The sequence below is a fragment of the Streptosporangium sp. NPDC023825 genome (assembly GCF_040639575.1).
Classification (GTDB): Bacteria; Actinomycetota; Actinomycetes; order Streptosporangiales; family Streptosporangiaceae; genus Streptosporangium.
The window spans coordinates 1-19,986 of sequence record NZ_JBFAAE010000058.1; the positions used below are offsets into that span (position 1 = coordinate 1).

General features: G+C 71.6%; 19 protein-coding genes. 8 read left to right on the forward strand and 11 right to left on the reverse strand.

Annotated features, from left to right (window positions below; genetic code table 11):
- Positions 1 to 167: 167 nt before the first annotated feature.
- Both AB0G15_RS34310 and AB0G15_RS34315 read right to left on the reverse strand, forming a co-directional pair.
- On the reverse strand, positions 168 to 2,150 hold the full coding sequence (locus AB0G15_RS34310) for a hypothetical protein (protein WP_362848000.1): 1,983 nt from the start codon (positions 2,148 to 2,150) through the stop codon (positions 168 to 170).
- A 292-nt stretch (positions 2,151 to 2,442) separates the two neighbouring features.
- The gene (locus tag AB0G15_RS34315) at positions 2,443 to 3,525 is read right to left on the reverse strand and encodes an aldo/keto reductase (protein WP_362848003.1); all 1,083 of its coding nucleotides are present in this window, start codon (positions 3,523 to 3,525) and stop codon (positions 2,443 to 2,445) included.
- A 178-nt stretch (positions 3,526 to 3,703) separates the two neighbouring features.
- Between AB0G15_RS34315 and AB0G15_RS34320 the strand changes: the two genes are divergently transcribed.
- Complete coding sequence (locus tag AB0G15_RS34320) at positions 3,704 to 4,606, forward strand: AraC family transcriptional regulator (RefSeq protein ID WP_362848005.1); 903 nt, start codon at positions 3,704 to 3,706, stop codon at positions 4,604 to 4,606.
- Between the two features lie 144 nt (positions 4,607 to 4,750).
- Complete coding sequence (gene aspS / locus AB0G15_RS34325) at positions 4,751 to 6,010, forward strand: aspartate--tRNA(Asn) ligase (RefSeq protein ID WP_362848008.1); 1,260 nt, start codon at positions 4,751 to 4,753, stop codon at positions 6,008 to 6,010.
- Positions 6,011 to 6,063: 53 nt separating this feature from the next.
- Here aspS and AB0G15_RS34330 read toward each other — a convergent pair whose 3' ends face one another.
- Positions 6,064 to 7,278, reverse strand: coding sequence for a M20/M25/M40 family metallo-hydrolase (locus AB0G15_RS34330; protein WP_362848011.1), 1,215 nt, complete (start codon positions 7,276 to 7,278; stop codon positions 6,064 to 6,066).
- 167 nt (positions 7,279 to 7,445) lie between these two features.
- Between AB0G15_RS34330 and AB0G15_RS34335 the strand changes: the two genes are divergently transcribed.
- The 4 genes from AB0G15_RS34335 to AB0G15_RS34350 all read left to right on the forward strand — a co-directional run bounded on the left by AB0G15_RS34335 (position 7,446) and on the right by AB0G15_RS34350 (position 10,880).
- Entirely contained in the window at positions 7,446 to 7,904 is a 459-nt protein-coding gene (locus AB0G15_RS34335) for an Lrp/AsnC family transcriptional regulator (protein ID WP_362848014.1), read from the forward strand.
- A 300-nt stretch (positions 7,905 to 8,204) separates the two neighbouring features.
- Positions 8,205 to 8,879 (forward strand): response regulator transcription factor, encoded by a 675-nt coding sequence (locus tag AB0G15_RS34340; protein WP_362848017.1) that lies wholly within the window; start codon positions 8,205 to 8,207, stop codon positions 8,877 to 8,879.
- Positions 8,880 to 8,886: 7 nt separating this feature from the next.
- Entirely contained in the window at positions 8,887 to 10,377 is a 1,491-nt protein-coding gene (locus tag AB0G15_RS34345) for a HAMP domain-containing sensor histidine kinase (protein ID WP_362848020.1), read from the forward strand.
- Positions 10,374 to 10,880, forward strand: coding sequence for a hypothetical protein (locus tag AB0G15_RS34350; protein WP_362848023.1), 507 nt, complete (start codon positions 10,374 to 10,376; stop codon positions 10,878 to 10,880). Before AB0G15_RS34345 ends, AB0G15_RS34350 begins: the two co-directional genes overlap by 4 nt.
- A gap of 21 nt (positions 10,881 to 10,901) precedes the next feature.
- Here AB0G15_RS34350 and AB0G15_RS34355 read toward each other — a convergent pair whose 3' ends face one another.
- The 4 genes from AB0G15_RS34355 to vanY-N form a co-directional block, all read right to left on the reverse strand.
- Positions 10,902 to 11,594 (reverse strand): aspartate/glutamate racemase family protein, encoded by a 693-nt coding sequence (locus AB0G15_RS34355; RefSeq protein WP_362848025.1) that lies wholly within the window; start codon positions 11,592 to 11,594, stop codon positions 10,902 to 10,904.
- Between the two features lie 133 nt (positions 11,595 to 11,727).
- Positions 11,728 to 13,107: a UDP-N-acetylmuramoyl-tripeptide--D-alanyl-D-alanine ligase gene (gene murF, locus AB0G15_RS34360; protein ID WP_362848028.1), complete on the reverse strand. Its 1,380-nt coding sequence runs from the start codon at positions 13,105 to 13,107 to the stop codon at positions 11,728 to 11,730.
- On the reverse strand, positions 13,104 to 14,060 hold the full coding sequence (locus AB0G15_RS34365; protein ID WP_362848030.1) for a D-alanine--D-alanine ligase family protein: 957 nt from the start codon (positions 14,058 to 14,060) through the stop codon (positions 13,104 to 13,106). Before AB0G15_RS34365 ends, murF begins: the two co-directional genes overlap by 4 nt.
- A 161-nt stretch (positions 14,061 to 14,221) precedes the next feature.
- Positions 14,222 to 14,791, reverse strand: coding sequence for a D,D-peptidase/D,D-carboxypeptidase VanY-N (gene vanY-N, locus AB0G15_RS34370; protein WP_362848033.1), 570 nt, complete (start codon positions 14,789 to 14,791; stop codon positions 14,222 to 14,224).
- 512 nt (positions 14,792 to 15,303) lie between these two features.
- Here vanY-N and AB0G15_RS34375 point away from each other — a divergent pair.
- Positions 15,304 to 15,951 (forward strand): HD domain-containing protein, encoded by a 648-nt coding sequence (locus AB0G15_RS34375; RefSeq protein ID WP_362848036.1) that lies wholly within the window; start codon positions 15,304 to 15,306, stop codon positions 15,949 to 15,951.
- The gene (locus AB0G15_RS34380; protein ID WP_362848039.1) at positions 15,939 to 16,967 is read left to right on the forward strand and encodes a GlxA family transcriptional regulator; all 1,029 of its coding nucleotides are present in this window, start codon (positions 15,939 to 15,941) and stop codon (positions 16,965 to 16,967) included. Before AB0G15_RS34375 ends, AB0G15_RS34380 begins: the two co-directional genes overlap by 13 nt.
- A gap of 60 nt (positions 16,968 to 17,027) precedes the next feature.
- Here AB0G15_RS34380 and AB0G15_RS34385 read toward each other — a convergent pair whose 3' ends face one another.
- From AB0G15_RS34385 to AB0G15_RS34400, 4 genes are read right to left on the reverse strand one after another with little or no spacing between them, the layout of a single operon-like run.
- Complete coding sequence (locus AB0G15_RS34385; protein ID WP_362848042.1) at positions 17,028 to 17,498, reverse strand: SAM-dependent methyltransferase; 471 nt, start codon at positions 17,496 to 17,498, stop codon at positions 17,028 to 17,030.
- A gap of 15 nt (positions 17,499 to 17,513) precedes the next feature.
- Positions 17,514 to 18,311: an ABC transporter permease gene (locus AB0G15_RS34390; protein WP_362848045.1), complete on the reverse strand. Its 798-nt coding sequence runs from the start codon at positions 18,309 to 18,311 to the stop codon at positions 17,514 to 17,516.
- Complete coding sequence (locus tag AB0G15_RS34395) at positions 18,308 to 19,075, reverse strand: ABC transporter permease (protein ID WP_362848047.1); 768 nt, start codon at positions 19,073 to 19,075, stop codon at positions 18,308 to 18,310. The genes AB0G15_RS34390 and AB0G15_RS34395 overlap by 4 nt, the downstream gene beginning before the upstream one ends.
- Positions 19,068 to 19,982 carry an ABC transporter ATP-binding protein gene (locus tag AB0G15_RS34400; protein WP_362848050.1) on the reverse strand — a complete coding sequence of 305 codons (915 nt, stop codon included), beginning with the start codon at positions 19,980 to 19,982 and terminating at the stop codon, positions 19,068 to 19,070. Before AB0G15_RS34400 ends, AB0G15_RS34395 begins: the two co-directional genes overlap by 8 nt.
- Positions 19,983 to 19,986 lie beyond the last annotated feature (4 nt).

Consider the following 19,986-nt stretch of genomic DNA (forward strand, 5'->3'; position numbering starts at 1 on the left):
TTGTGTGTGTTGTTCTCCCCTCCCGCGCCCGGCGCGCGGGGCGGGGGGGGGGGGCCCGGGCGGGCGCGCCGGCGCCCCCCCCCCCCCCCCGCCGCCGGGACACCGGTTTCGAGCACATCGACTCGCTGTTCGGCGACAACGTGATCGACTGCCCGCTTCTGGTCGCGTTATTGGCGGGAGAGCGCGCGAGTGAGGCCGGCCAGGATGGTCGTTGCGAGGATCCACCCTGCGGTGATCATCGCCGCGGCGAGCCACTGTTGTGCGCCGCGCGGGCCGAAGGCGCTCTCCTGTCCGAAGCTGATGATCGGGAGGAGCAGGTCCAGGGTGTAGAGGAAGGCGCTGAAGGGGGGAGCCTCGCCCGGCTTGAAGGCCGGTGGCTGGTGGGCGGTGAAGACGACCGTGCCGGCAAGGAGAAGGGCTGCGAGCCAGAGCGCAGCGCGGAAGGGCCGGTAGCCGTACCCGACGGTCCAGTCCTGCGCATATCCCCACATCCGTGCCCCGAGCCGCTGCCCCGAGCGGCGGCGACGCTGTTTGGCCAGCAGCACGTCCCGAGCAGCCTCATCGTGGCCCTGCCGGCGGTAGACGGCGGCCAATTGCTCATAGGGTTGAGGTTGGTAATCTTCCCTGGCCAGCCAGTCAAGTCGCTCCTTGACAGGCAGGGGAGCCTCCAGGCTGTCATAGGTGAAGCCGTTCATCAGGACGTGAGCAGGCCACCGGCTGGGAGCGTCATCGAGTACGCCGACCCGGCTGTGGCGAAGGTCGACGGCCCGCAGCAGTTCCGTCCGGGGCCCGATCTTCAGCGAAGCCGCTTCTACACCACGAAGGTGAAGGTCACCGTCGATGGTGGTCTCCGCAAGGCACAGTGTGGCGGCGATCCGGGAGTTCCTGATCGAGACGTCTCCCGTGGCCGCGAAGCCTTCGCAGCAGTCGATGCCCCCGCCCGCGGTCACCTCCCACAGGGACAGAACCCGCCCGCCGGGATTACCGAGGGTGGCACCGTGAAACTCCAAGCTGCCCTCGATCCGGGCGTTGACGAGCACGATCTCCCCGTCGGCACGGAAGCCTTCGCTGCAGCTGAGCCTGCCGGTGACCCCCAGCCGGCGCAGGGAAAGCGCCGTCGCACCCGGGTTGGACAACCTCCCGCCGTCGAGGTTGACCGATCCGCGGACCTGGGTGGAGTCCAGGAAGACCTCTCCGTTCGCCACGAAACCTGGTGTGAGCCGCAGTCCGCTGCCGATCTCCATCAGCGGCGCGTTCAGCGCGCGTCCTCCCGGATTGGCGAGGCTCGCCTGCGCGAAACGGAGCGAACCGGCCACGCGGGCTCCGCGCAGAAGGACCTCACCTTCGGCCGAGAAGCCGTCATCGATACGCAGCCCGCCCTCGACACCGAGTCTCTCCGCGTTCAGGGCGATGCCGTCCGGGTTGGACAGCCGGGCTCCGCTGAAGAGGCACCGGCGCCCTATCCGGGCGTCCTGCACGCTCAGCTCCCCCCAGGAGCGGAAACCGCGGGCACACGACAACCCGCCGTCGATGACGACCCCCTCGGCGGTGAGGCTGAAGCCGCCTGACCGCCCGACCCGTGCGCCGTCGAGGGTCATCGTCCCGCCGATCCTGGCGCCGACAACGCGTAACTCACCGTCGATGACGGCGTTCGCGCACAGAAGATCACGGTCGACGATCAGGCCGTCGGCATGGACGGCCTGAAGCGCGTGGATCGCTGCGCCGCCGAGATTCAGCGTCCCGGACACGTGGGCCCCGGCGAGCTGGATCGGGCCGGCCATCTCGCAGCCTTCCAGGCGCAGTGCCCCGCCGATCACAGCGTCTACGGCCTGCAGTCCGGGTGCCCGGGAGGCCGCGAGGTCCACCAGGCCGGTGCGGGCTCCGGTGAAGACCGGCGTTTCCTCGAACTCGCACTTGGTCAAGATCAGAGGGTGTTGCACCTCGGCGTACGACAGGTCCAATCGGCCGGTGATCCGGGCGCCGGACAGGTGCATGCCGGGCGTCTGCCCTGCAAGGCCTTCCCGGGCGCCGAGCAGCATCCTTGCGATGATCGCGGCCCGGACGGGGGTGCCGGGAAGATCCACAGGACGCGCTGCGGGAAACGCCTCCCAGAGGGCGAGTTCCGGCTCGGACAGATCCTCGATGATCACAGGGCACTCCTGGAAGGTCGTACGCGCGTCGTCAAGGAGAGCCTCCAAGGTCACCACCGGTCTTAGCAACCTTCATGTTTCATGCCCGGTCCATCCCTTGGACCGCAAAGGGCGCGATCCCGGTCAGCGGCGGCAGGGCCAGGCCGGCCGCGCCGGACATCGAGGCCGGCCGGGAGGTCTGCCAGACCCGAAACCAGTGAGCCGGAGCCCCGCCGCCGGCCGAGCGGCGCGACCTCCGTCGCGTGCTCGGCCATGGTGTTCGGTAGCGAGCGTCGCGTGTTCGGCCATGGGTTCAGTAGCGAGCGCTGCCGGCCCGCAGGAGCGGGGACACCGCCGACGGGAACCCGTCCACGGTGGCTCCGGCGAACTGCAGCATGCGGCCCAGGTGCCTGTTGTTCTCGGCGGGGAAGTTCAGCGTGGGAGTGGACACGTCGTCGAGCGTGGCGCGCTGGGTTTCGGTGAGGGTGAGGTTCAGGGCACGCAGGTTGACCTCGAACTGGTCCATGCGGCGTGCGCCGACCAGGGTGGAGGTGATCCCGGGACGGTCCCGCACCCAGGCCAGTGCCACCTGGGCGGGACTGGCGCCCACGTCGGCGGCGACGTCGTTGAGCGCGTCGATCACGACGTAATCGGCTTCGCCCGGGGCGCCCACCAGCTGCGTGCGAGCGGTGTCCACCGGACCGGTGCCGGCGCTGGAGTACTTGCCGGACAGGAACCCGCTCTTCAGCGGCCCCCACGCCATCACGCCCATTCCCAGGGCCTGGGCCATGGGGATCAGCTCTCCTTCCGAGGTCCGCTCAAGCAGGGAGTACTCCAGCTGCAGGGCGATGATCGGAGCCCAGCCGCGCAGGCGCGCGATGGTGGCCGCCTCGGCCGTCGCCCAGGCCGGCACGTCGGAGAATCCGACGTAGCGGACCTTGCCGTCGCCGATCAGGTGGTCCAGCGCGCGGAGGGTCTCCTCGGCCGGCGTGGACGGGTCGAAGTTGTGCAGCCAGTAGACGTCGACGTAGTCGGTCCGCAGGCGCCGTAGCGAGTTCTCCAGCTGTTGCACGATCGACTTACGGCCGGCTCCGCCGCCGTTGGGGTCGTTCTCGTACAGGTTGCCGAAGAACTTCGTGCCGATCACCACTCGATCGCGTAGTGCGGGCCGGCCGGCGAAGTAGTCGCCGATGATCTTTTCGGAGTGGCCGTTGGTGTAGATGTTGGCCGTGTCGATCGAGTTGCCGCCCTCGCCCAGATAGGCCGCGAGGATGTTCTTGGACTCCTCTGGGCTGCAGCCCCAACCGTGATCCTCACCGAAGGTCATCGTGCCGAGCGTGAACGGGCTGACCCGCAGACCCGAGCGGCCGAGCGTGACGTAGGAATCGAGCGACATCCTGTGACTCCGAGCTGATAGGGGTGGGGACGGCATGGACGCCGTCTCCCCGTGTTCCCCCATTCGAGCGCGAAACGCCGCGATCGCCTAGAACGATGCGCGCGCAGCGTTGCACGATCCGCTCAACCTTGCCCGGATCATCTTGGTCTTGCGCATATCTCCGTGGTCCACTGGTGTGGTGCGTCACCTGGAGGAACTTCGCGACCGGATCGCGCGACTGGCCGCGGGCGGCCCACGCCCGCTGGGGATCGAGGGAATCACGGTGTTCTCGACCGGGCACGTGACCGAACCGCTGGGCACGGTCACCACGCCCATGTTCGCCCTGGTCGCCCAGGGAGCGAAGCGCTCCGTCCTCAACGACCGCGTCTTCGACTACCGCGCGGGCCAGTATCTCGTCGTGACGGTCGACCTTCCCCTGACCTCGCAGATCACGCGTGCCACGCCCTCCGAGCCGTTCCTCGGGTTCGGACTCCCGCTGCGGCCCGCGATCATCGCGCAACTGCTGCTGGAGGCCGGCCCCTCCGTCGTTCGCTCCCGTCGTCCGTCCGACGAGGGGCCGGGCATCGCGACCAGTGATGCCGACGACAGGCTGCTCGACGCCGTCGTCCGGCTGCTGCGCCTGCTGGACGAGCCACCTGACATCCCGATACTGGCCCCCGGCGTCCGACGCGAGATCCACTGGCGGCTGCTGAACGGGTCCCAGGCGGACCTGGTCAGGCAGATCGGCCTGGCCGACAGCCGCATGACCCTCGTCGCCCGTGCGATCGGGTGGATCAGGGCCCGCTACGACGAGGTGATCCGCATCGACGACCTCGCCGGCGAGGTCGGGGTGAGCGTCTCCTCGCTCAACCGGCACTTCCGTGCGGTGACCGCCATGAGCCCACTTCAGTATCAGAAACAACTCCGGCTCCAAAGGGCCCGCCTGCAACTCATCGCGGCGCCGCACGACGTGGCCGCGATCGGGTACGCCGTCGGATACGACAGCCCGTCGCAGTTCAGCCGCGAGTACCGGCGCATGTTCGGAGTCCCGCCGGGCCAGGACGCGGCGCGCCTCCAGAACGCGGCGATCGTCCGGGAGTAGACGGCCGGTCGCGCCGCCTTCCGCTGCCGGGACCTCATTCCCGTCCCTCACCTCCGGGGCCGGGGGGAGTCCGGCCGGGTGGCCCTGCCGGTACCTGTCTTCTCAGGGCCTGTTCGAGCCTCGTGGACGGACCTCGGAGGTGGTGTGCTGGATGGACGGCCCGGCTGGCCGCACCGCAGGCGAACCCTGAAATCCGTGGTCTTCCTCATCCTGCGGGACCGCTCCGGCCTGGTCCAGGCCGTGGTCACCGAGCCCGAGGCCATGGCCGCGGCCGGCGGCCATCCCGAAGAGACCGTCCTGCAGATCACCGGGACCGTGACCGCCAACCCCCAGGCTCCCGGCGGAGCCGAGGTGACCTCCCCGGAGGTGACCGCCCTGTCGGGACCGGCCGCCGCCCCGCCGTTCGACCTCTACCGCCCCGCGGTACCGGCCACCCTGCCGACCATCCTCGACCATGCCCCGGTCGCCCTGCGCCATCCGCTGCTGCGGGCGCCCCACGCCATCTCCGCGGTCTCGGTGGCGGGTTTCCGCACGACGCTGGACGCGCTCGGCTTCACCGAGATCCACACACCCAAGGTGGTGGCCTCGGCGACCGAGTCCGGTGCCGGCGTCTTCGGGATCGACTGGTTCGGCACCCGCGCCTACCTGGCCCAGTCGCCGCAGTTCTTCAAACAGGCCATGGTCGGCGTCTTCGAGCGCGTCTACGAGACCGGGCCGGTCTTCCGGGCCGAACCTCACGACACCGCGCGGCACCTGGCCCAGTACACCTCGCTGGACGCCGAACTCGGCTTCGTCACCGACCACCGGGAGGTGATGGCCGTGCTGCGCGAGGTGATCGCGGGCATGACGGCCGCCGTCGAGCAGCACGCCGGCGAGGCCTGCGCGCTGCTGGGCGTCGAGCTGCCCGACGTCCCGGAACGGATCCCGGAGATCCACTTCGCCCGGGCCCAGGAACTCCTGGCCGCCCACACCGGCGAGGACCCCAGGGGGGAGCCGGACCTCGCCCCGGCCCACGAACGCTGGCTGTCGCGGTGGGCGCTGCGCGAGCACGGCAGCGAGTTCCTGTTCGTCACCGGCTACCCGATGGCCAAACGTCCCTTCTACACCCACCCAGAGCCCGGCAGGCCGCAGTACTCCAACAGCTTCGACCTGCTCTTTCGCGGCTTGGAGCTCGTCACCGGCGGCCAGCGCCTGCACCGCCACGAGGACTATCTCGCGGCCCTGGCGGCCCGCGGGGAGTCGCCGGAGCCCTACGCCGGCTATCTCGCCGCCTTCCGGCACGGGATGCCCCCGCACGGTGGCTTCGCCCTCGGCCTGGAACGGTGGACCACCCGGCTGACGGGGGCCGACAACATCCGCCGCGCCACCCTGTTTCCCCGTGACCTCCACCGGCTGACCCCCTGACGCGTCCGGGTGCGGCCCGCCGGGACACCACCGGGACGGGCCGCACCCGGTCGTCAAGACAGCATGTCGCTCGCGTAGCGGGCGTACACGGCGGCGCAGCGGCGCATGGCGATCTCGTCGACGTACTCGTCGGGGCCGTGCGAGACGTCCAGGCGGCCCGCGCCGTAGCCGAAGGCGGGGATGCCGAGCTGCGCGTACCAGCGGGTCTCCAGGATGCCCGCGCACATCTCGAACCGGGCCGGCGCGCCCTGGACGTCGCCGACGACGCGGGCGAGCGCGACGGCCGCGGGATGGTCGCGCTCGGTGCCGGCGGAGGGCTGCAGCTGGGTCGTGCGGATCGACACGCCGGCGCCGATCTCGCGGGCGGCGTCCTCGACGAGGCCGGTCAGGCGCTTGAGCTCGCCCTCCAGGTCCTCTTCGGGGTTGTAGCGGCCGTCGACGGTGAAGAAGGCCGAGCCGGGCACGACGTTGAAGTTGGAGCCGCCGCCGGACAGGCCGCCGACGACGATCATGCTGCCGCGGGCGTCGCCGGGGCTCATCGGGAAGCCGGTGTGCCGCCCGGCCATCTCGGCGGCGTACCGCTCGACGGGGCGGGCGATGTGCAGCATCTGCTGGAAGGCGTTGACGCCGAGGTTCGCCTGCCCGACGTGGGCCTCGCGGCCCCTGATGTCCACGCGGACGGAGACGGCGCCGCGGGCGGCGTTCCAGATGGCGCCGCCGCTGGGTTCGGCGGTGACCATGGCCAGCGCGGCCGGCTCGATCAGCCCGGCGGCGCGCAGGTGCCCGGTGCCCACGACGCTGCCGGTCTCCTCGTCGCACACCAGGTGCACGACGATCCGCCCGTCGCCGAGCAGCCCCAGGTCCCTGGCGGCCGCGGCGCCGTAGAGCATGCTCACGATGCCGCCCTTCATGTCCGCCGCGCCCCGGCCGATGATCCTCCCGCCGCGGCGTACGGCCGTGAACTGCCCGCGACTCTGGGCGGGCACCACGTCGAAGTGGCCGTGGAAGTAGACGAGCCTGTCACCGTCGCCGGCGGTGCCGCGCACGACGCAGGGCTCTTCGAGCTCACCGGACGGGTCGACGAGATCGATGATCTCCGGGGACAGGCCGAGAGGGTCCATCGCCTCGCGCAGCACCCGCGCGCAGCGGCCCAGCGCGCGGCCGGGCGGGTTCTCGGAGTCGACGGCCACGAGACGTTCGAGAAGCAGCGCCATCTCCTCGGCCCGCTCGTCCAGCCAGGCTCCGACCTGCGCGGCGTGGTTCGCCATGGGGTTCTCACCTCTCGTCGGACGGTGTCACGGTGCGGCTCGCCCCCGGAGCCGGTACGGGTGTGCACAGCGGAAAGAAGGGCGTTCAGCCACCGAAATACAATTGACGTAATTATAGATTTAAAGCAGCCTCATATGGTTTCCGATTCTGGCTCTAAAATCGCAATATGAGCAATGAAAACGTACTGGATGCCATTGACCGCGAAATTTTGTTCCACCTCCGGCGGGACGGCCGGTTGACCAACGTCGAGCTCGCCAGGCGTGTGGGGCTCACCCCGCCCCCGTGCCTGCGCCGGGTGAAGCGACTGGAGGAGGCGGGCGTCATCACCGGTTACCGGGCGACGGTCGATCACGGGATCCTCGGCGGCGGGCTGGAGGTCATCGTCTCCATCGAGGTCGCCGTGAGCGATCTGAAGACCCTGGAGCAACTGGAGAGGACCATCGCCGCCTACGACGAGGTCGTCGAGTTCCGCCGCCTGTTCGCCACCCCCGACTACCACCTGCGCGTTCTCGTCGCCGACTACGCCGCCTACGAGGCGTTCCAGACCGGGAAGATCATCGGTATTCCCGGCGTGGCCCGGGTGATCTCCCAGCCGACCATGAAGAAGATCAAGGTTCTCGACTGATCGGGGTCCCGGCGAGAGCACTGTCACCAGGTGCGAGGGAACGCGCCACCGCGGCCCGGCGGTTGACGGTGCGGGTGTTCCTGTGGCGGGTCCTGCCCGGCGAACTACGATTGGCGCCGAACGTGCGTGCCTCGTCCGCCGCACGTCACCGTTCGCCGTCGGCGTGATCGTCGGCAGGGCCGTGACACAACCATGACACGGCGAGGACGAGACGGGCACATGGCCGGCCGACAGTGGACGGGGTTGACCGGCGGACGGGTTACGGACGGGTTACGGGGGCGTGCTGTGAAACTCGGGGGCGTGTCGCGGGTGTTGTTGATCGAGGACGACCCGGCCGTGCGGGAGGGCCTTGAGCTGGCCCTGACCTTGCACGGATACCGGGTGCGCGCGGTGGAGTCCGGCGAGCAGGGGCTGGAGCGGCTGCGCACGGATCTTCCCGACGTCGTCGTGCTCGATCTGATGTTGCCCGGCATGGACGGGTTCGAGGTCTGCCGCCGCATCCGGGCCGCCGGCCAGCTGCCGATCATCATGCTGACCGCGCGCGGCGACGACATGGACGTGGTGGCCGGGCTGGAGGCGGGCGCCGACGACTACGTGGTCAAGCCGGTGCAGCCCAGGGTGCTCGAGGCACGCATCGGCGCCGTGCTCCGGCGGATCGGCCGGGAGCAGGCGGAGCTGGAGCGGCACGGGGACCTGACCATCGACCGGGCCGGGATCGTGGTCGCCAAACGCGGCGTGCCGGTGGACCTCGCCCCGACCGAGCTGCGCCTGCTGCTCGAGCTCTCCGGCACGCCGGGCCGGGTGCACAGCCGCCAGCAGCTGCTGGAGTCGGTGTGGGAACACGGGTATTTCGGCGACTCGCGCCTGGTGGACGCGTGCGTGCAGCGGTTGCGCGCGAAGATCGAGGACGATTCGGCGGCGCCCGTCTACGTGCAGACGGTGCGTGGGTTCGGGTACCGGTTCGGGCCGGTGTGAGGCGCCGGTGACACTCCGGCCGAGCCTGGGGCTGCGTGCCCGGCTGTTGTCCGCCTTCGCGCTGCTGTGCGTGGTCACCGCGGCGGCGGTGGCCGGCGGGATCTACGTCCAGGCCCGCAACGCCATCCTGGAGAGGACCCAGGACGCCGCGGTGCAGGCGATGACCGGCCGCCTGGAGGCGCTCTACCCGTTGCGGAGCGCGGCGCCGGGCCCGGACGAGCTCGGCGAGATCGCCGAGGCCGCGGCCGACCAGAACAGCTTCGCGGTCGCCGTCTACGGCGACACGCACTCGCCGCTCCCCCCGGGGCCGCCCCCGGCGCCGGGGGCGGGGCCCCGGAGGCCGGGCGGGAACGCCCGGATCTCGGACCTCGGGGTGATCTCACCGGAGTTGCGGCGGGCGGTCGCCGGCGGCGACATCGCGTGGCAACGCGTGGTCTGGCACAACGCGCCCATCCTGATCATCGGCACGCCGTTGCTGATCATCGAGCAGGACCGGACGACGCGGGTGTCCGGCATCGAGGTCTACAGCGCGCGCAGCCTGCTCCCCGAAGAGCGCAGCGTCGACGAGCTCGCCGCACGCGCCTGGCTCATCGGCGCGGCGGCCCTGGCGTTCGCGGTCGCCCTGGCGCTGCTGGCCACCCGTGGCGTGCTGGGCCCGGTGCGCGAGCTCGGCCGGGCGGCACGCCTGCTGGGCGAGGGCGAGATGCGGACCAGGATCGCGGTGCGCGGCTCCGACGAGCTGGCCGACGTGTCGCGCACGTTCAACAACACCGCCGCGGAGCTGGAACGGCTCGTCGGGCAGCTGCGCGAGATGGAGGCCGACGCCCGCCGGTTCGTGGCCGACGTGTCCCACGAGCTGCGTACCCCGCTGGCCGCGCTCGCCGCGGTCGCCGACGTCCTGGAGGAGCAGGCGGGCCGGCTGCCCGAGCCCGCCGGAAGGGCCGCCAGGCTGGTCAGCCAGGAGACGCTCAACCTCACCGCCCTGGTGAACGACCTCATCGAGATCAGCAGGTTCGACTCCGGCGTCGCGGCCCTCGCGCCGAACGAGGTCGACGTGGCCGAGCTGGTGCGCGCGACCCTGCGCGTCCGGGGCTGGTCGGAACGGGTGCACACCGAGATCCCGGCCGGGGTGACGGCGCGGCTGGACCCGCGCCGGGTGGACGTCGTCCTCGCGAACCTGGTCGGCAACGCCCTGCGGCACGGCGAGCCACCGGTGTCGGTACGGCTTGACACCGACCCGCACTGGATCGTCCTCGAGGTCCGCGACCACGGACCGGGGCTGGACGAGGCCGTGCTGCCGCACGTGTTCGACCGGTTCTACAAGGCCAGCGCGGCCAGGGCCAGGTCCGAGGGCAGCGGCCTGGGCCTGGCCATCGCGCGGGAGAACGCGCGCCTGCACCGAGGCGACCTCACCGTCGCCAACGCCCCGGACGGCGGCGCCGTGTTCACGCTGCGCCTGCCGCGCCGGTCACCCGATCCGGACGGAGGCCCCGAATGAGGACCGGACGCGCCCGCCGCGTGCTCGCCGCGGGCCTCGTGTCGCTCGCCGCCGCGGCCGGCTGCGGCGTGCAGCCCAGCGGCGTCATCACCGGAGAAGCCCCGCCGAGCGGACGCGTCGTACCGGCCACGACGACCACCCTCTACCTGGTGAAGGACGGCCGGATCAGCGCGGTGACGCGGCCCCGTGACCGTCCGATGTTCCCGGCGGACACGCTCGCGCTGCTGGCGGACGGACCCACCGCGGGGGAGCGGGCGAACGGGTTCACCACCGAGGTCCCGCCCGAAGCCGGCCCGTTCTCGGTGACCGCCAGGCCGGCCGGCCACCTGGTGGTGACCCTGTCCGCTCCGGCCGGCGAGCTGTCCGCACCGGCCGTCGGGCAGATCGTGTGCACGGCCGCCGCCACGGCGCCGGAAAGCCCCGCCGAGGTCCGGGTCACCGTCGTCGGTGCCGGGCAGAGTGTCGGCCCCCGGAACTGCCCGGGTGGCGCCGGCGCGCCGTGAGAGAACGCGGCCGGGGGCGCGTCAGCCGGCCAGCGCGAAGCCGGCCGCCGCCTCCGCGTGCAGCCGTGCGCTCGGCAGCAGCGGGACGACGGTGTCCTTCTCGGTGATCAGGAGCTCGATCTCGGTGCAGCCGAGGATGACGCCTTCGGCTCCGTCGGCCGCGAGATCGGCGATGATCTGGGCGTACGCGTTTCTGGAGGATTCCCTGAGCACCCCGCGCACCAGCTCGTCGAAGATCACGCGATGGGTCAGTTCCCGCTGCTCGCGCCGCGGGACGACCACGTCGAAGCCGTGGGCGGCCAGCCGGTCGCGGTAGAAGGGCTGCTCCATGGTGAAGCGGGTGCCCAGCAGGCCGACCTTGCGCATCCCCCTGGCGCGGACCTCCGCGCCCACGGCGTCGGCGATGTGCAGCACGGGCACGTCCGTGGCCCGCGCCACGTCGTCGCTCACCCGGCTGAAGGTGTTGCTGCAGACGAGCAGGACCTCGGCGCCGAGGTTCTCCAGCTTCCCGCCGGCGTCGGCCAGCAGCGTGCTCACCTCGTCCCAGCGGTCGGCGAAGACGAGGTCCTCGACGGTCGTGTAGTCGACCGACCAGATGAGGCTGTTGGCGGAATGGCTGCCGCCGAGCCGCTCGCGTACCCGCTGGTTGATGATCTGGTAGTAGATCACCGTCGATTCCCAGCTCAACCCGCCGATGAGACCGATGGTGCGCATGGAACTCCGTTTCGATGACTTGTGCCGGCAGCCTGGTCGGTGCCGGTCGTGGTGACGGTGCCGCCACCGGCCAGGCCGGTGCACGAGCGTGGACGGGCCCGATCCGCCCGGCCCTCCGGCGATGCGCCGGCGGTCAGGCGCCGGCCAGCGCGCGGGCGCAGGCACCGAGCCCGATCTCGCTGGAGGCCTTGACGAACACCACGTCTCCCGGTTCGACAAGCGCGGTGGCCAGCCTGAGGGCCTCGGCCACGTCCTCGGCGGTGTGGACGGCCACGCCCCGGTCCGAGGACTCCGCCGCCTCCGCCATCGCGAGCGGATCCCCCGCTCCGACCGTGATCAGCACGTCGAAGCGGAGGCCGGCGACGAGCCGGCCCATCTCCGCGTGCCGGGCGCGGGAGGCCTCCGCCTGCTGTCCCATCGCGCCGAGCACGGCGACGGTACGGCGCGTGCCCGCCAGGGCCTTCACCGCCCGCAGCCCGGCCCGCACGGATTCGGGGCTGGCGTTGTAGGCGTCGTCGACGACGGTGACGCCGTCAGGTCGTTCGACGATCTCCAGCCGGCCCGCGGAGCGCCGCCGGGCGGCGGTCAGCCCTTCGGCGATCCCGGCGACGTCCAGGCCGAGCGCGGTGGCGACGGCGGCGGCGGCCAGGGCGTTGCCCACCTGGTGCTCGCCGATGAGGTCGAGCTCGACCAGGGCGCGGCCGGAGGGCGTCACCAGCTCGAACGCGGTCCGCGCGCGGCCGGTCATCCGCACGTCCTCGGCTCGCACCTGCGCCTTCGCCGACCGGCCGTACCACAGGATCCGGGCCCTGGTGCGGCCTGCCATGCCCATGACGTACGGGTCGTCGGCGTTGAGCAGTGCGAACCCGTCCGCCGCAAGCGCCTCGACCAGCTCGCCCTTGGCCTCGGCCACGTCGGCCGGCCCGGCTCCCATGCGCTCCACGTGCGCGGTGCCGACATTGAGCACCAGCCCGATCCGGGGCGGTGCGATCCCGGTGAGATACCTCAGGTCGCCCTTGCGGCCCGCGCCCATCTCCAGCACCAGGTACCGGGTGGCGGCGTCGGCACGCAGCACCGTGAGCGGCAGTCCGAGCTCGTTGTTGAACGACCTGTCGGTGGCGACCGTCGCGGCGTGCCGTTCGAGCACCTGGGCCAGCAGGTCCTTGGTCGTGGTCTTGCCCACGGAGCCGGTCAGGCCGATCACGGTCGGGCTGATGTGCTCGAGCAGGTGCCTGGCCAGCAGGCCGAGCGCGAGCTGGACGTCCTCGACCACGAGGGCGGGCACGCCGACGGGCCTCGAGGCCAGCACGGCGACGGCGCCGCCCGCGACGGCGGCGGCCGCGTGGTCGTGACCGTCGGCGCGGGCGCCGGCCGTCGCGGCGAACAGGCCGCCGGGCACCACTTCGCGGGAGTCGACCGCCGAGGGCGCCGTCACCGGCTCCTGCGGGTCGCGCACGTCGTGCAGGCTCGCGCCGACGACCCGCGCGATCTCGTTCAGCGTCATGGGGATCATGAGCCGCTCCTGGCGAACGCGAGGTCGATGAGGCGGCGCAGCAGGTCCGGGTACGGGACACCGCTCGCGGCCCACGACCTGGCGTAGACGGAACGGGAGGTGAAGCCGGGCATGGTGTTGATCTCCAGCACGTACAGGCGTCCCGTGTCCTCCTCGTGGAGGAAGTCGACGCGGGACAGGCCGTAGCCGCCGATCGCCCGGAAGGCGCGCAGGGCCAGCTCGCGCACGTCCTCGGCCACCCGTTCCGGCAGCACGGCGGGGATGACGGCGATCTCGGCCCGGCTGAGGTACTTGGCCTCGTAGTCGAGCCAGTCGCCGGGCACGATGAGCTCGCCGGGCACCGAGGCGTCCGGGGTGTCGTAGCCGCCGAGCACGCCGCAGACGAACTCGCGCGCTGTCACGCCCTGCTCGACGACGACCACCCGGTCGTAGGTCAGCGCCAGGTCCACGCCCGCGCGCAGCTCCTCCATGGAGGTGACACGTGAGATGCCGATGGAGGAGCCCATGTTGGCCGGTTTGACGTACATCGGCCAGTCGAGCGACTTCACCAGGTCCCAGTGGTCGGTGGTGGTGCTCCATTCGTGCCCGGTGAACCACACGTGCGGGGTGACCGGAATGTCCTCCGCCAGGAACGCGTGCCGCATCGCGACCTTGTTCATGGCCACGGCGGAGGCCATGACGCCGCAGCCCACGTACGGGATGCCCAGCGTCTCCAGGTGACCCTGGACGACGCCGTCCTCGCCGAACGGCCCGTGCAGCACGGGGAAGACCACGTCCGCCAGATCGCGTCGCAGTTCCACCGGCCACCTGCCCTTCCGGTCGACGATGACGGCGACGGGCTCGTACAGATCCCTGGGCAGGGCATTGAGCACGGCCTGCGCCGACTGCAGCGACACCTCGTGCTCTGCGGACGGCCCACCCGCCAGCACAGCCACGCGTACGCGTTCGGTCACGATCGATCAGCCTTCCTCGGTGGCACGGAGACGACCGGACCCACCTCTGGGGAACAGGCTCCGGTCAACCCCGTCCACTGTCGGCCGACCGTGTCCCCGCCTCGTCAGCGCCGTGTCATGGTTGTGTCACGGCCGGGCCGTCCTCGGGGGCCGCCTGCGGGCTATGGCCGGTCCGCGTGCTCGCCGGCCCGGCCCACGCCGGGGTGGGGCCGTCGTCGTGGTGGCCCGCCGCTGCCCGGGCGGTACTCGAAGTGCCACCACTCGTTGTCGTAGATGCGGTACAGGTCGTAGCGGGCGCCGTGTTCCTCCAGCCAGCGCGCGCCCTCATGGGGGCGCACGTCCAGCGCGATGCCCTTGACGTGGGAGGATTCCGCCGGTGGCAGCACGAGCATGCGCGCCAGCGCCGGGGAGCCGGAGCGGCGCACCTCCTCGTCGAACATCCGCTGCTGGACATGGGGATCGCGGTACCCCGAGGTGAGGCCGATGAGCTGGCCGTGACGCCAGAGCGCCTGGGTGCGCGCAGCGGTGAACGCCGCCAGGGCGCCGTCGGCGAGACCGGTGAGGTCCTCGGCGGGGAAGCGCATCCGCAACGCCCAGTGGCAGGCCAGTTCGCGGGCACGGCCGGGATGCCGGGCGAACGCCGCGGGCAGCAGGAACACGGCGAGCACCAGCGTGACCGCGGCGTACAGCCGGTCACGGGGCCGAGTCGGGATCGTGCGTGGCTCGTTCATGACGAACCACGATCGGCGCCGGACGTGCGCGCGCCGTCCGCCGGATGTCACCGTTTCTCGACGGCGGCCACCGCCGGCGCGACCGTCGGCAAGGCCGTGACGCGACCATGACACGGCGAGGGCACAGCGAGGACGCGAGGACACGGCGAGGAGACGGCGAGGACGAGGCGGGCGCACGGCCGGCCGCGGTCACCTCGCCGCCGCGGCGGCCGGCCACGGCGCTCCCGGGACCTGGGCGCCGGGCTGGGCGATCACGCGCTGAACGCCGCCCGGCGGGCGTGAGCAGGCACGCCGGGGCCCTCGGCCAGGGCGAGAAAGCCCCCGTCACCGAATCATCGTCAAGATCGTCTCGGACGCCGGAACCCGGTCCGCCCCTCCCCGGCAGACCACTCCAGACGATGTCCGTATCTGTGGGTTGCTGGGCCCTGCGGCCATGGCGCCGCGGCCGGGCGGTTCGTAGATTGGAGGTGCCGCCGGAGGGGCCGGCGGGCACGTGAGCAGGGGTGATGGCGATGATCGGGGACTTTTCCGCACCGGCCGGGATACGGGTGCCGGACTCGACGCTGGCGAGGGAGGCGACCGAGCTGGTACGCGACAGCGCGAGCGATCTGATCTACGACCACTCGCGCCGGGTGTACTTCTTCGGCGCCCTGCAGGGGCGCGACCGGGATCTGGGCTTCGACCCCGAGCTGCTCTACGTCGCGGCCATGTTCCACGACCTGGGCCTGGGCGAGCCCTTCCACGGCAGCGGGCGGCGTTTCGAGGTCGACAGCGCCGACGAGGCCCGCCGTTTCCTGCGGGAGCGCCAGGTGCCCGAGGACGGCGTCCGCCGGGTGTGGACCGCGATCGCCCTGCACACCACCCCGGGCATCCCCGAGTTCATGGAGCCGGAGGTGGCACTGGTGACGGCGGGGGTGGAGTACGACGTGCTGGGCATCGGCTACCACGACGTCAGCGAGGCCGACCGGGCGGCGATCGTGGCCCTGCACCCGCGCCCCGACTTCAAACGGCGCATCCTGGAAGCCTTCACCGAGGGGATCCGGCACAAGCCGCAGACCACGTTCGGCAACGTGAAGGCCGACGTGCTCGCCCACTACGTCCCCGGTTTCGTGCGCGGGGACTTCGTGCGCACCATCCTGGACTCCCCGTGGGCCGAGTAGCCTCGCGTCGGCGGGCGGACCACGTGGTCGCGGTGGTGGCCTTCGACGGCGTGCAGCTGCTGGACGTCACCGGTCCCGCCGAGGTCCTCACCACGGCCAACGGCTTCGGCGCCCGTTACGCGGTACGGGTCGTCTCCCCCTCAGGCGCGGACGTGCGGACCTCCTCCGGGGTGCGGATCGGGGTGGACGGGGCCCTGGAGAGCCTGCCCGCGCGGCTGGGCACGATCGTCGTCCCCGGCCGCCGTGACTGGCGGCGGGCCGTGGCCGACCAGGACCTGATCGCCCTGGTCACGGAGCTCTCCCGCCGCTCGGCGCGGGTCACCTCGGTGTGTGCCGGGGCCTTCGTGCTGGCGCAGACGGGCGTGCTCGACGGGCGGCGCGCCGCCACCCACTGGCGGCTCGCCGCGCAGCTGGCGGCCGCCTATCCCCGGGTGAGGGTCGAGCCGGACCCGGTGTTCGTCAGGGACGGCCACGTCGTCACCTCCGCCGGGGTCACCGCGGGCATCGACCTGGCGCTGTCCCTGGTCGAGGCCGACCACGGGGCCGGTCTCGCGCGCGACGTCGCCCGCGAATTGGTCGTCTTCATGGCCCGCCCCGGAGGGCAGTCCCAGTTCAGCGCCCGCCTGGCCCCGCGTGAGGCGGCGCACCCGGTGCTGCGGCTCGTGATGGACGCTGTCGTGGCCGACCCGGCCGCCCCGCACAGCCTGGATTCCCTGGCCCGCGGCGCCGGTGTCAGCGCCCGCCACCTCAGCAGGCTCTTCCGCCGCGAGACGGGGACGACCTTGGGGCACTACCTCGAATCGGTACGGCTGGAGGCCGCCCAGGCGCTCCTCGAGGCAGGGAACAACCCCGTGGAGAAGGTGGCCGAGGAGTCCGGCTTCGGATCCGCGGAGACCATGCGCCGCGTCTTCCAGCACACCCTGGGCGTCGCCCCGACCACCTACCGGGCACGCTTTCGCACCACCGCCACCACCGCCGTGACCCGCGCGGGCGTGCCGGGGCACCTCGTCTCGTAGGCCGCGAGGGGTGCCGCCCGGGCAGGCCGGCGGTTCGAGGTCGAGTCGCCCACGACCTGCTCAGTAGTAAGGGCTCATGAGCTCGGTGGCCCAAGCCGGCTGGGTGACCGGATGACGGGGAGCGAACTCGATCAGGTACGGCTTGATGTCCAGGACGGGTGTGCCTGACAGCGCGTCCAGGTCGGCGATGTGCAGGTTCAGGCCGTCCACGGCGAGGAGCCGGCAGCGGGAGACGCCGAGACGGTTGGGCCGGTACGGCCCGCGGTGGGCGAAGATCCCCACCGGGGCCGCGTCCGGATTCCCCCGCGGGGGACGGGGATCGGTGCGCACCTCGGCCGGATCGATGCGATCGAAGAGAAAGACGACCTCCAGGTGGGAGAAGTCCTCCAGGCCCTGCACCGCCGAGGTGGTGAAGGCCTCGCCGTCCAGCCGGATCACGGCTCGAACGTCGTGCCAGTCGTCTTCGGCCATCTCGCCGCGCCCGCCCACCACCTGGCCGACGGGTCGCACGGTCACGGTGTCCGATGTCATGGTGGTCTCCACCTTCTAGTGGCGGCCTAGGGTGCCGCGGCGTTTGGCGAGGTGTTCGAGTCGATTGAACAGCACCACCCCGGCGGTGGTGAGGAGCAACGGCTGGACCAGCAGCCATCCCAGGCCCCAGCCGGTCGGCAGGGCGGTCAGGGAGTGGCCGCCGAGCAGGATGTCGCGCATGGCCTCGATGCCGGGCGCGATGGGAACCAGCAGCCGGCTGAGGGCGGCGATCGGATCGGGCAGGGCGGCCAGGGGGACCAGGGTGCCGCCGACGATGGCGTAGACGGCCACCGACAGCTGGGTGATGATCTCGATGCGTTTGAACACCAGGGTCAGCCCGCACAGGATCAGGGCCAGCCCGCAGGTGCCCAGCACGATGGCGGCCAGCGGCACGATCACCTGCGCGTCGAGGGGCAGCCGCCCGCCCTGGAGGGTGACGGCGACGGCGCCGGTGGCCAGGACGGCCAGCGCGGCGGGCAGGGCCGAGATCACGGCGGCCACCTGGCGGCCGAGGATGCTCGCGGCCGAGGGCAGCGAGGTCAGGTAGGTCTGTTCCAGCACCCCGGACTGGATGTCGCCCAGGTAGCTCCAGAACACCCGGTTGACCTGCTCGTGGATGAAGGTCAGCGCCACCATGCCGAGCAGCACCGGCAGCAGCAGGTCGGGGAGCAACTGCCCGCGTCCCATGAACAGCACGATGAGCAGGTAGAACAGCGGAAACGTGACCATTTCCAGGATGCCTTCACGCCAGCCGGCGGCCAGATTGAGCAGGCCCTTGCCGACTTCGGCGGCGAATCCGCGAGCGAAGCTCATGAGGACTCCTGCAGGGCTCGGCGGTGGTTGCGGACGAACAGCAGGCCGCTGACCGCGACCAGGGCGAAAGTGTGCAGGAGCAGCCAGGGCAGGGTGCCGCCGCTCCAGACCTCGGACAGGCTCCGGCCCTCGAACAGCGTCTGGGTGATCGCCTCGATACCCAGTGTGGTGGGCAGGACCCTGGCGAGAACGGCCAGCCAGTCCGGATAGAAGGCCAGCGGCAGGAACGAGCCGTTGAGCAGCAACACCAGTGAGGTGAACAACGACTGCAGGGCGCCGATCATCGGGGAGACCAGGGCGAGGGCCGCCAGCAGGAAGGTGAAGGCCAGCACGTTCACCCCCAGGAGTACGGCGGGCAGGAGCGCCGCCCAGCGCGCCGGGATCGTGATCCCGGCCACCAGCATGGGGACGAGCGCGGCGACGGCGGCGACCGCCAGGCCGAACACCGAGGCGGTGATCAGCCGCCCGAGCATCGGCAGCCACGGTGGCGCCGTGCTCATCTGGGCCTGGGCGAAGGTGCCGGCGCGTTTCTCCTCGATGAGGTCGGCCACCATCACCAGCGCGGCGTACTGCAGGAACCAGTAGCCGCCGATCGCGACGAGGGTCTGCGGCAGCAGATCCTGGCGCAGCCGGCCCTGGCCCAGGACGAACTGCAGGCCGAGGTACATCATGGTGCTGAGCAGCAGCGTGATGACGTGGCCGACCGGGTGGGCCAGCTGCACGCGCAGCCCCTTGCCGATCTCGGCGCCCAGGACGTTAAGCATGGGACGGCTCGTTCACCAGGGCGAGGAACACGTCCTCCAGGTCGGGCTGGACCTGGGTCAGCGACTCCAGGACGGCCCCGTGCGCGCGCAGGCGTTCGACCACGTCGTACACCTCGCCGGGTTCGTTCACCCGCACGTCGATCGTGGTGACGCCCTCGCGGGTGACGGCGTCGAAGCCGGCCGGCGCGGCTCCTTCGACGCGGATCTCGTAGCGGTCGCGTTCGCGGAAGCCGGCCAGCAGCTCGTGCGTGGGCAGGTCGGCCACGAGCCGTCCCCGGCGCATGACGGCCACCCGGTCGCACAGCTCCTGGGCCACGTCCAGCTGGTGGGTGGTGATCAGAACGGTGGTGCCCAGTTCCCGGGCCAGCTCGGCGATCCAGTCCTTGACGACGCGGGTGGCCTCGACGTCCAGACCGAGCGTCGGCTCGTCCAGCAGCACGATCGGCGGGCCGGCGATCAGGGCGACGGCGATCGCGACCTTCTGCTGCATGCCGCGGGAGAAGCCGCCGACCTTGTCGCCGCGCCGCTCCCACAGCCCCAACCCGGTCAGCAGGTCCCCGGCACGGTCGGCGACCTGGGCCTTGCGCAGGCCTTTGAGCCGGCCGAAGTACATCAGGTTCTGCCAGGCCGACAGGCTCCAGTAGACGTTGCGCGAACCCTCCAGCACGGCTCCGAACTGCGCCATGGCGGCCGAACGCTGCCGGGCCACGTCGAAGCCGCCCAGCCGGACCCGGCCGGAGGTGGGGGTCAGCAACCCGGCCAGCATCTTGATGGTGGTGGTCTTGCCCGCGCCGTTGGGTCCCAGGAAGCCGAACACCGATCCGGCGGGGACGTGCAGCGACACCTCGTCGACGGCCCGCGTCTGGGCCGTGCCGTACACCTTGGTCAGCGCTTCGATTTCGATCATGTCA

Excerpts from the sequence above, each read along its gene's own strand:
- AB0G15_RS34315 (WP_362848003.1), bottom strand. The coding sequence starts at position 3,525 with ATGTCGCTCGATTCCTACGTCACGCTCGGCCGCTCGGGTCTGCGGGTC.
- AB0G15_RS34330 (WP_362848011.1), bottom strand. The coding sequence starts at position 7,278 with ATGGCGAACCACGCCGCGCAGGTCGGAGCCTGGCTGGACGAGCGGGCC.
- AB0G15_RS34335 (WP_362848014.1), top strand. The coding sequence starts at position 7,446 with ATGAGCAATGAAAACGTACTGGATGCCATTGACCGCGAAATTTTGTTC.
- AB0G15_RS34350 (WP_362848023.1), top strand. The coding sequence starts at position 10,374 with ATGAGGACCGGACGCGCCCGCCGCGTGCTCGCCGCGGGCCTCGTGTCG.
- AB0G15_RS34355 (WP_362848025.1), bottom strand. The coding sequence starts at position 11,594 with ATGCGCACCATCGGTCTCATCGGCGGGTTGAGCTGGGAATCGACGGTG.
- murF (WP_362848028.1), bottom strand. The coding sequence starts at position 13,107 with ATGATCCCCATGACGCTGAACGAGATCGCGCGGGTCGTCGGCGCGAGC.
- vanY-N (WP_362848033.1), bottom strand. The coding sequence starts at position 14,791 with ATGAACGAGCCACGCACGATCCCGACTCGGCCCCGTGACCGGCTGTAC.
- AB0G15_RS34375 (WP_362848036.1), top strand. The coding sequence starts at position 15,304 with ATGATCGGGGACTTTTCCGCACCGGCCGGGATACGGGTGCCGGACTCG.
- AB0G15_RS34385 (WP_362848042.1), bottom strand. The coding sequence starts at position 17,498 with ATGACATCGGACACCGTGACCGTGCGACCCGTCGGCCAGGTGGTGGGC.
- AB0G15_RS34390 (WP_362848045.1), bottom strand. The coding sequence starts at position 18,311 with ATGAGCTTCGCTCGCGGATTCGCCGCCGAAGTCGGCAAGGGCCTGCTC.
- AB0G15_RS34395 (WP_362848047.1), bottom strand. The coding sequence starts at position 19,075 with ATGCTTAACGTCCTGGGCGCCGAGATCGGCAAGGGGCTGCGCGTGCAG.
- AB0G15_RS34400 (WP_362848050.1), bottom strand. The coding sequence starts at position 19,982 with ATGATCGAAATCGAAGCGCTGACCAAGGTGTACGGCACGGCCCAGACG.